The following is a 9165-nucleotide window of genomic DNA, read 5'->3' as shown; positions in this document are numbered from 1 at the left end:
CCGACCGATCCCGCAACGACACCCTACAAAAAAGCCAGCCTAAATATCTGGCCACGCGTCAACGATCCGCTCGGGCTGGAGCCAGGCGCCGCGGCCTGATCCTCTTTTCATAACCAAGGATTTTTCTGATGACCGGCCCCGTCGATCCTACCCATTCCCTGCTCTTCGAAACGCTCTGGACGCCGCCGGCCGGCGCGGAAGCGCCCATCTATACGATACGCCTCACCAATCTCGGCGCGACGCCGCTGGCCGGCTTCGTGCTGTGCTTCAGCGGCCCGGCCCGGCTGCAGGCAGGCGCGGCGATCGAGAACGGCCGGCTGGTGCGGCGCTTTTCCAACCACAGCACCATCGCACCGCCCGACGGCTTCGTGCTGGCCCCGGGTGCGACCTGGGAGGCGAGCAGCCGCCAGCTTTCCTATCCGCTGCGCCACTGGAGCGACGGCGCGCGCAACGCCTATGTCGTTGGGGCCGAGGGAACGATCCTGCCGGCGCGCGTGCTGCCCACCGTCTCCACCGTCGCAGACAATGCGCCGCGCCGCGGCACGGCCCGCGCGCCGGTTCCGCTGAACGCGCCGCAGCCGCTGTCGATCGTTCCCTGGCCGAAGGAGGTCACCGGCATTGCCGGCGGACAGGTGCCGCACGGGCTTGCCCTTGCGAGCGGCCCGGCCGCGGCTGCCGAAGCGGGCGATGCCTTCCGCGATATCACAGCCCGGCTTTTCCCGGGTGAAGGGCTGGTGCGGGACAGCCACCAGGGCGGCCTTCCGGTACGTTTTGCCGAACGGGCGGGCGAAGCGGAGGCCTACCGCCTGGATTTCGCCGCCGATGGTGTGCTCGTCACGGCGGCTGCGCCTGCAGGTTTCCTCTACGGACTGATCACGCTCGGCCAGATTTTCCGTGGTGCCCGGCGCCACCCGGCCACCTTTCTGTTTCCGGTGGCGGGCAGCATCGAGGATTCACCGCGCATGGGCTTCCGCGGCTGCCATCTCGACGTGGCGCGGCAGTTCTATGCCGGCGCGGAGGTCAAGCAGTTCCTTGCGATCCTCGCCTGGAACAAGCTCAACCGCTTCCACTGGCATCTCACCGACGACGAGGCCTGGCGCATCGAGATCACCGCCTACCCGCAGCTGACGGAAAAGGCCGCCTGGCGGGGCCATGACCTCTCCGTGCCGCCGCTCTTCGGCTCCGGCCCCTTCGCGACGGGCGGCTACTACACCCAGGACGAGGTGCGCGAGATCGTGGCGCATGCCGACCGCTACGGCATTGACGTCATTCCGGAAATCGACGTGCCCGGCCACAGCTTCGCCCTGCTGCAGGCGCTGCCGGAACTGCGCGATCCGGACGAGACCGGCGAATATGCCTCCGTGCAGGGCATGCCGAACAATTGCCTCAACCCCGCCCAGCCGAAAGCCATCGCCTTCATGGAAACGGTGATGCGCGAGCTTGCCGGCCTCTTTCCTGCCGGCATCCTGCATGTCGGGGCGGACGAGGTACCGCTCGGGGCCTGGTCCGGCTCGCCAATGGCGCTCGCCATGCTTGCCGATCTTGCCAGCGAGGATGCGGCCCGTTCCCATGCGCGACACAACAATGTCGAGACCAACCATGACGGCGCCGACGATATCGAGGGCGCGACGACCGCCGTGCTGCAGGCCGCCTTCCTGCGGCAGGTGCATGCGAGCGTCAAGGCGCTCGGCTGCGTCACCGGCGGCTGGCAGGAGGCAGCGCATGGCGACGTGCTCGACAAGGCCTCGTGCTATCTCATCGGCTGGCGCGATGTGCCGGTCAGTGCGCGTCTTGCGGGAGAAGGCTACGACATCGTCGTGGCACCGGGCCAAGCCTACTATCTCGACATGGGCCAATCTACCGACTGGAACGAGCCCGGTGCCGGCTGGGCAGGCTCCCCGTCCCCGCGCGACACCTATGATTTCGACCCCGTAGAAGGCTGGACCGTGGAGCAGTTGACCCGCTTCAAGGGCATTCAGGCCTGCATCTGGAACGAATCCATGGCCGACCGCGCGATCTTCGATCGTCTCGTCTTCCCGCGCCTGTCGGCCATTGCCGAAACGGCCTGGACACCCTGGGGACAGAAGGACTGGGACCGCTTCATCGTCAACGCGGCGCTGATGCCCAACCTCTATGGCCACTGGGCCTGACGGAGAGCGGAGCCGATGCCCGACCTCCTGGTTAATCTCCATTCGCAAAAGTTCGCTGCGCTCGCCGCCCGGCCACCGGTGGAGGGCGTCGCGATCCGTCCGGCACTGGCGCCGGAAATGGCGTTGGTCGTCGATTGGGTGCGTGCGCACTTTTCCGACAACTGGGCGAGCGAGGTAACGGTCGCCTTTTCGCGCCGGCCTGTCGCCTGCCTCGTTGCGGTGTCGGAGGGGCGGCTTCTCGGCTTTGCCTGCTACGACATCGTGGCGCGCGGCTTCTTTGGGCCGACCGGCGTACATCCCGATGCGCGCGGGAGGGGTGTGGGTGTGGCGCTGCTTGCCGGCGCGCTCTCGGCGCTCAAGGCGGACGGCTATGCCTATGCGGTGATCGGCGATGCCGGGCCGGTGGATTTTTATGCGGGCACGGTCGGCGCGATGCCGATCCCCGCGGAAGACAAGGGCGTCTACGAGGGCATGCTGCGCCGCCCGAAACCCGACAGTTCTAGAGAGGAGTGAGCGACATGAAGTTCCATACCCTGACGGCCGTTGCGGCCTTGATGCTCGGCGCCGCGCCTGCGGTTGCCCAGACCGTGCTGACCGTGAACATCGAGCCCGCGACGACGTGGGTGCGTAACTTCAACCCCTTCAACCAGACGTCCGCGCGCCAGAGCACGCTCGATTTCATCTATGAACCGCTGGTCATCTTCAATCAGTTCGACAGCAACAAGCCGGTCTATCGCCTTGCCGAAAGCTTCACGCTTTCCGACGACCTGAAGAGCATCGAGTTCAAACTGCGCGCCGGTCTGAAATGGTCCGACGGCCAGCCGCTGACCGCCGAGGACGTCAAGTTCAGCTTCGATCTCGTGAAGGCATTCCCGGCGCTGGATTTCGTCAGCATCTGGACGCAGATCGACGGCGTCGAGGTGGCGGATGCCCAGACCGTGCGCTTCACCATGAAGGCGCCGACTTCGCTTGCCGCCGAAACGCTGGTGCAGATCCCGATCGTGCCGCAGCATGCCTGGAAGGACGTCGCCGATCCCGTCACCTTCTCCAACGAGACGCCGGTCGGCAGCGGCCCGATGACGGAGATTGCCCGCTTCACCGGCCAGACCTACGACCAGTGCCGCAACCCAAACTATTGGGACGCCGAGCACCTCAAGGTCGACTGCATGCGCTTCCCGCAGCTTGCCGACAACAACCAGATCCTGACCGCGACAGTGGACGGTACGCTCGACTGGGGCGTCTCCTTCATCCCCGATATCGAGAAGGTCTATGTCGCCAAAAACCCGGAGCATTTCCACTACTGGTATTCGCCGAGCAGCATGGTGGCCTTCGTCTTCAACCAGGAAAGCGCCAATGCGGACAATCGCAAGGCCTTTTCCGACCTGAAGTTCCGCCAGGCCGTTTCCATGGCGCTCGACCGGCAGGGCATGGTCGATATCGCCGGCTACGGCTATCCGACGCTCAACCAGGATCCGGGCCTGATGGGCGAACTCTACAAGGCTTGGGCCGATCCGTCCGTCACGGCCGATTTCGGCAAGTTCGCAACCTATGACGAGGCGGCGGCCGCGGCGCTTCTCGACGAGGCCGGCTATGTCGACAAGGATGGCGACGGCATGCGCGACAACCCCGACGGGACGAAGATCGCCTTCTCGATCATCGTCCCGGCCAGCTGGACCGACTGGATCGACACCGTCAACATCGCCATCGACAATATGAAGGCGGTCGGTATCGATGCCAAGATCGAGACGCCGGAAGAAGCCGTCTGGAGCCAGAACCTGATCTCGGGCAAGTTCGACGCCGCCATCAACAGCCTGCCGGCCGCCGCCTCGCCCTACTACCCCTACAAGCGTGCCTTCACCGAGGCCGACAAGGGCAAGACGCGGTTTACCTCGCAGCGCTGGTTCAATGCGGATGTCGAAAAGCTCGTCGGGGAGTTCACCCATACGGCCGATCTCGAAAAGCAGAAGGCGATCATGAACAAGGCCCAGCGCATCGTGGCGGAGAACCTGCCGCTGATGCCGGTGTTCAACAACCCGAACTGGTACCAGTACAACACGAGCCGGTTCACTGGCTGGTCGACGAAGGAGACCCCCTTCGCCAACCCGTCGATCACCAAGAACAACCGCGCGCGTCTTCTGAACCTCCTGGCTCTCCAGCCGGTTCCGTGATCCGTCCATAGAGGAGGCGGGGACCGTAACGGGCCCCGCCGGTTCCAGGCCATGCCTTTCCTGCTTCGCCGAATCCTGTTCTATCTCGCTGCTTTCATTGCCGCAGCGACGATCAACTTCTTCCTGCCGCGCCTGATGCCGGGCGATCCGGTGGCGCTGATGTTTTCCTCCGCGGCCTCGGAACTGCCCCCGGAAAGCCTGGAGGCATTGAAGCTGACCTTCGGCTTCGTCGACGGGCCGCTCTGGGAACAGTACCTCACCTATCTCTCCAGCATCTTCACCGGCGACCTCGGTGTTTCGGTGAAATACTTCCCGCTGCCGGTGACGGACCTGCTCGGGCGGGCGCTCTTGTGGACCGTCGGCCTCGTCGGCACGGCGACGCTGATTTCCTTCGTGCTTGGCAGTTTCCTCGGTATGGTCGCCGCCTGGCGGCGCGGCAGCCGGCTCGATGTGGTGGTGTCGGTCTCAGCGATCTTCGCCACCTCCATTCCGGCGGTCGTCACCTCGCTCGTCGCGCTCTTCGTCTTCGGCTTCACGCTGGGCTGGTTCCCGACGGGCTATGCGCATGACCCGGCGCTCGATCCGTCCTTCAGCCTCGCCTTTTTCGCCAGCGTCGCTCACCACGCCATCCTGCCGCTCATCACGCTCTGCTTCGTCCTGACCGGCGGCTTCACCGTGACCATGCGCAACAACATGATCAACCTGCTCGGGCAGGACTATGTGGTGATGGCCCGCGCCAAGGGGCTTTCCGACCGGCGCGTCATGGTCTGGTATGCGGCGCGCAATGCGCTGCTGCCCACGGTTTCCAGCCTCGCCATCGCGCTTGGCACCGTGCTCGGCGGCTCGCTGGTGACCGAGGTCGTGTTCAACTATCCCGGCCTCGGCAACACGCTCTACCAGGCGATCCTCGCCCGCGACTACCCGGTCATCCAGGGCCAGCTCCTCGTCATGACTGCCGCCATGCTGGTGTCCAATTTCATCGTCGATGTCAGCTATGTGCTGCTCGACCCGCGTCTGAAGGGGAGTGGCTGACATGGGCCAGCTCTTGATCGGCCTTCGCCGCAACCGAAAGGCGCTCGTCGGCGTTGCCATCGTGCTCCTGATCGTGCTGGTCGCGGTCGCAGCACCGCTGCTAACGGAATACAATCCCGCCGGCCGCACCGGTCGGCCGCACCAGTCGCCCTCGGCGGAGCATATTCTCGGCACGACCCGCCTCGGACAGGATGTCTGGGCACGGCTCATCTACGGCGCACAGACCTCGCTTGCCGTGGGTTTCGCCGCAGGCCTGCTCATCACCGTCATCGGCACCACGCTCGGCATCATCGCCGGCTATCGCGGCGGCAAGACGGACGAGGTGATCAGCTTCTTCACCAACATGGTGCTGGTCGTGCCAAACCTGCCGCTGCTGCTCGTCATCGCCTCCTTCGTCGGCCAGGCGGGCCCTATGGTCATCGCGCTCATCCTCGGCCTCACCTCCTGGGCCTGGGGCGCGCGCGTCACACGGGCCGAAACGCTCTCCGTCAAGCAGCGGGACTTCGTGAAGGCCGCCGAGATGATGGGCGAGCCACAATGGCGCATCATGGCCTTCGAGATCTTGCCGAACGTCTTTTCCATCGTCGGCATCAATTTCATCGGCAGCGTCATCTTCGCCGTCATCACCGAGGCGACACTGGAATTCCTTGGGCTCGGCGATCCCAACGTCATCTCCTGGGGCACCATGCTCTACAACGCGCAGAAGGCCTCTGCCCTTTCGGTGGGCGCCTGGTGGGACATCCTTGCGCCCTGCCTGGCGCTGGCGCTGCTCGGCATCGGCCTGTCGCTGCTCAACTTCGCGGTGGACGAGATCGCCAACCCACGGCTACGCACCGGCGGGCGCCTCGCCCGCTGGACGAGCCTCGTCAAATCCGGGGAGGGACGCCTGTGAGCGACGCGCTGCTTTCCGTCAAGAATCTCACGATCGACTATATCGGCACGGAGACGGATTTCCGCGCGGTGGACGACGTCTCCTTCGATGTCGCACCGGGCGAAGTCTTTGGGCTTGCTGGGGAATCGGGCTGCGGCAAGAGCACCATCGCCTTCGCCGTCAGCCGGTTGCATGGCCCGCCGGCACTGATCCGCAAGGGCAGCGAGATCCGCCTCGCCGGTCGCGACGTGCTCGGCCTCGACAAGCGCGCGCTCGCCGATTTCCGTTGGCGCGAGGTGGCCATGGTGTTCCAGAGTGCGATGAATTCGCTGAACCCCGTGCTGCGCGTCGAGGAACAGTTCTACGACGTGTTGCGCACCCATACCGGCTGTGCGCGCAGCGAGGCACGCGGCCGCACCGCCGAGATGCTGCGGCTCGTCGACATCAAGCCGGAGCGCATGCGTGACTATCCACACCAGTTCTCCGGCGGCATGCGCCAGCGCATCGTGATCGCCATCTGCATGGCGCTCGATCCCAAGCTCGTCGTCATGGACGAGCCGACGACGGCGCTCGACGTGGTGGTGCAGCGCGAGATCCTCCAGCGGATCGACGAGCTGCGCCGCCAGCGCGGTTTCTCCGTGCTGTTCATCACCCACGATCTCGGCCTCATGGTGCAGTTCTGCGACCGCATCGGTGTCATGCTGTCGGGCAGGATGGTGGAGCAAGGGCCCTCGGAAGCGATCTTCCGCACGCCGCAGCACGATTATACGAAGAGGCTCTGGGCCTCGTTCCCCTCACTCAAGGGAGGTGTGCTCGGATGAACGACCCGCTTCTGCGCTTTGACAATGTCAGCAAGACCTTCGGCAGCCCCACGGGCGGCGTGCGCGCCGCACGCTCGGTCAATTTCGCGCTTCACAGCGGGAGGGCGCTTGCTATCGTCGGGGAATCGGGCAGTGGCAAGACGACCTGTGCGCGCATGGCCATGCTGGAATATCTGCCGACGAGCGGCCGCGTGCTGTTCAGGGGTGAGCCGACGGCAGGGCGGCATGGCCGCGACCTTGCCGCCTACCGGCAGGCCGTCCAGATGATCTTCCAGGATCCCTTCGCCTCGCTCAACCCGGCGCACACCATCGCCTACCATCTGAAGCGAACGCTGCGCCTACATCGCCCGGACATCCGGTCCGCCGATCTCGATGCTGCCGTCCTCGAGCAGCTTGCCAGCGTCAAGCTCGATCCTGCCATCGTCGCCCCGAAATATCCGCATGAGCTTTCCGGCGGCCAGCGCCAGCGCGTCAACATTGCCCGTGCGCTTTCGGCCCGCCCGCAGGTCCTTGTTGCCGACGAGCCCACCTCCATGCTCGATGTCTCGGTACGCCTCGGCGTGCTGAACCTGCTCAACGAGATGAAGACGGCCCGCAATCTCGGCCTCCTCTACATCACCCACGATATCGCCACGGCCCGCTATGTCGCGGAAGACATCGCCGTCATGTACAGCGGCCAGATCGTCGAATGGGGCGATTGCGGCGCGGTCATCGACAATCCGCAGCATCCCTATACGAAGCTGCTGCTGTCGGCGGTGCCCGATCCGGAGCGCCGCTTCTCCGATGCGGTATCGCGGATCGATCCCGATGCAGTGGACGCCGTTCGCCGCGTTGCGGCGAAGGAGCAGAGTGAGGTGGTGACGGTCGGCGAAAATCACTTCGCCCTGGCCGTCTGATGCAGGCCTTCGGGCTTGTTGGCGACTAGCTTCACCCAGCCCACTCAGTAAGCGTAGCCTGACACAGACGCACCTCTGTGAATAGGTATTGTCTGCGCGCCCTGCTTCATGCTTGAACCTGATTGTAAGAGAAGACCCGGGAGCGCCTCGTATCGCTCGACCGGGTCCCTGCGCGATCGGTGCGGCTTGGGCATCGCGTCCGCTCGCGCAGTGTCCCCCGTCAGCGAGCTGGCGGGAGAATGGCATTGCGCTCGCGACAACGGACGAGCGCCGCATGCAGGATGCGCCGGGCGCGATACGCATCCAGGGGAACGGGCTGGTTATGGCGATGGATCCAGTCCAGTCGGCTGTCGATGTCCTTGATGGCACGGGCAAGACGCTGCGCTGGGGTAGGGTCATTGGTCAGACGGTGAACGGTCTGCATGGGCATGAAATGGCACCTCGAATCGGCTCCATCATGGAGCGGTGCCACGTTTACCCGGCCATTCACGGAGGCCTAGCTACCCTTGATTGTATGTGGCAATCGACTCTGCGACAGGTAAACAAATGGCTGCCGACGTGCCGAAATGAGACATAGATTGCGGGTCGCGCGTGTCAAAGGGCGACAGCGAACCTGTTTGTTAGATCGGCGGCTGTATTGATACCGAGGCGGTTTTGGTTGGTTGTATTGACGGTTGNGGCGACAGCGAACCTGTTTGTTAGATCGGCGGCTGTATTGATACCGAGGCGGTTTTGGTTGGTTGTATTGACGGTTGCGCTGGTCCAGGCGCCGTGCTGGAAGGCGAGCATGGTGTTTTCGTCTGTGGCATAGGCGATCCAGCCTTCTCTGGGTTGATAGAAGGTCCAGACGGCGTCCTGCCATGCGGCTATGGCGTTTTGGCTGCCGGCCCAGGCGCCGGTTGCGGCTGCGGGCACGATGTATCGATCGCCGGCGGCAGGGTTTGCCGGCGGGCTTGCGAGGCTCCTGCTTTTGACGGCGAGATGGAGGAGGGCATCGATGGTCTTGATGGCCTCGTTATGGGTCACATGTTTCTGGGCCTGTGCGGGGATGATGTAGGGGAGATTGAGGTTTTCGGACACATCCATGGTTTCCGTCTCCGTTGCCGATTTCGTTGGCATTATAGGGCTGCGGCTTGCGGGGTGGAAAAGGGGGGTTGTTTTGGGGCTTCAAACGCAAAAAGCCCTCCGCGAAGGGAGGGCTTTTAGATTTGGTTGCGGGGGCAGGTT

Annotated in this window: 9 protein-coding genes; 7 read left to right on the top strand and 2 right to left on the bottom strand. The window is 64.4% G+C overall.

The features are described 5' to 3' along the window. The first annotated feature begins 128 nt into the window (after window positions 1–128). From AKG11_RS32295 to AKG11_RS32265, 7 genes are read left to right on the top strand one after another with little or no spacing between them, the layout of a single operon-like run. Window positions 129–2150: a beta-N-acetylhexosaminidase gene (locus AKG11_RS32295; protein WP_050746967.1), complete on the top strand. Its 2022-nt coding sequence runs from the start codon at window positions 129–131 to the stop codon at window positions 2148–2150. A gap of 15 nt (window positions 2151–2165) precedes the next feature. After that, complete coding sequence (locus AKG11_RS32290; RefSeq protein WP_050746966.1) at window positions 2166–2663, top strand: GNAT family N-acetyltransferase; 498 nt, start codon at window positions 2166–2168, stop codon at window positions 2661–2663. A gap of 5 nt (window positions 2664–2668) precedes the next feature. Continuing rightward, window positions 2669–4318: an ABC transporter substrate-binding protein gene (locus AKG11_RS32285; protein ID WP_050746965.1), complete on the top strand. Its 1650-nt coding sequence runs from the start codon at window positions 2669–2671 to the stop codon at window positions 4316–4318. A 51-nt stretch (window positions 4319–4369) separates the two neighbouring features. Then, the gene (locus tag AKG11_RS32280) at window positions 4370–5350 is read left to right on the top strand and encodes an ABC transporter permease (RefSeq protein WP_050746964.1); all 981 of its coding nucleotides are present in this window, start codon (window positions 4370–4372) and stop codon (window positions 5348–5350) included. A 1-nt stretch (window position 5351) separates the two neighbouring features. After that, on the top strand, window positions 5352–6242 hold the full coding sequence (locus tag AKG11_RS32275) for an ABC transporter permease (RefSeq protein ID WP_050746963.1): 891 nt from the start codon (window positions 5352–5354) through the stop codon (window positions 6240–6242). Further along, window positions 6239–7042 carry an ABC transporter ATP-binding protein gene (locus AKG11_RS32270; RefSeq protein WP_050746962.1) on the top strand — a complete coding sequence of 268 codons (804 nt, stop codon included), beginning with the start codon at window positions 6239–6241 and terminating at the stop codon, window positions 7040–7042. The genes AKG11_RS32275 and AKG11_RS32270 overlap by 4 nt, the downstream gene beginning before the upstream one ends. Beyond that, a complete protein-coding gene (locus tag AKG11_RS32265) occupies window positions 7039–7938 on the top strand; it encodes an ABC transporter ATP-binding protein (protein ID WP_050746961.1) in 900 nt (299 codons plus the stop codon). Before AKG11_RS32270 ends, AKG11_RS32265 begins: the two co-directional genes overlap by 4 nt. Before the next feature lie 220 nt (window positions 7939–8158). On the opposite strand, the gene AKG11_RS34955 is transcribed toward AKG11_RS32265, so the two are convergent. Continuing rightward, window positions 8159–8368, bottom strand: coding sequence for a hypothetical protein (locus AKG11_RS34955; RefSeq protein WP_023514307.1), 210 nt, complete (start codon window positions 8366–8368; stop codon window positions 8159–8161). A gap of 164 nt (window positions 8369–8532) precedes the next feature. Then, complete coding sequence (locus AKG11_RS32255; protein ID WP_050746959.1) at window positions 8533–9024, bottom strand: DUF2793 domain-containing protein; 492 nt, start codon at window positions 9022–9024, stop codon at window positions 8533–8535. Window positions 9025–9165 lie beyond the last annotated feature (141 nt).

Origin of the sequence: Shinella sp. SUS2 (assembly GCF_001262505.1) — a bacterium.
Lineage (GTDB): Bacteria > Pseudomonadota > Alphaproteobacteria > Rhizobiales > Rhizobiaceae > Shinella.
This window is presented reverse-complemented; position numbering and strand designations above follow the sequence as displayed.

Excerpts from the sequence above, each read along its gene's own strand:
- AKG11_RS32295 (WP_050746967.1), top strand. The coding sequence starts at position 129 with ATGACCGGCCCCGTCGATCCTACCCATTCCCTGCTCTTCGAAACGCTC.
- AKG11_RS32290 (WP_050746966.1), top strand. The coding sequence starts at position 2,166 with ATGCCCGACCTCCTGGTTAATCTCCATTCGCAAAAGTTCGCTGCGCTC.
- AKG11_RS32285 (WP_050746965.1), top strand. The coding sequence starts at position 2,669 with ATGAAGTTCCATACCCTGACGGCCGTTGCGGCCTTGATGCTCGGCGCC.
- AKG11_RS32280 (WP_050746964.1), top strand. The coding sequence starts at position 4,370 with ATGCCTTTCCTGCTTCGCCGAATCCTGTTCTATCTCGCTGCTTTCATT.
- AKG11_RS32275 (WP_050746963.1), top strand. The coding sequence starts at position 5,352 with ATGGGCCAGCTCTTGATCGGCCTTCGCCGCAACCGAAAGGCGCTCGTC.
- AKG11_RS32265 (WP_050746961.1), top strand. The coding sequence starts at position 7,039 with ATGAACGACCCGCTTCTGCGCTTTGACAATGTCAGCAAGACCTTCGGC.
- AKG11_RS34955 (WP_023514307.1), bottom strand. The coding sequence starts at position 8,368 with ATGCCCATGCAGACCGTTCACCGTCTGACCAATGACCCTACCCCAGCG.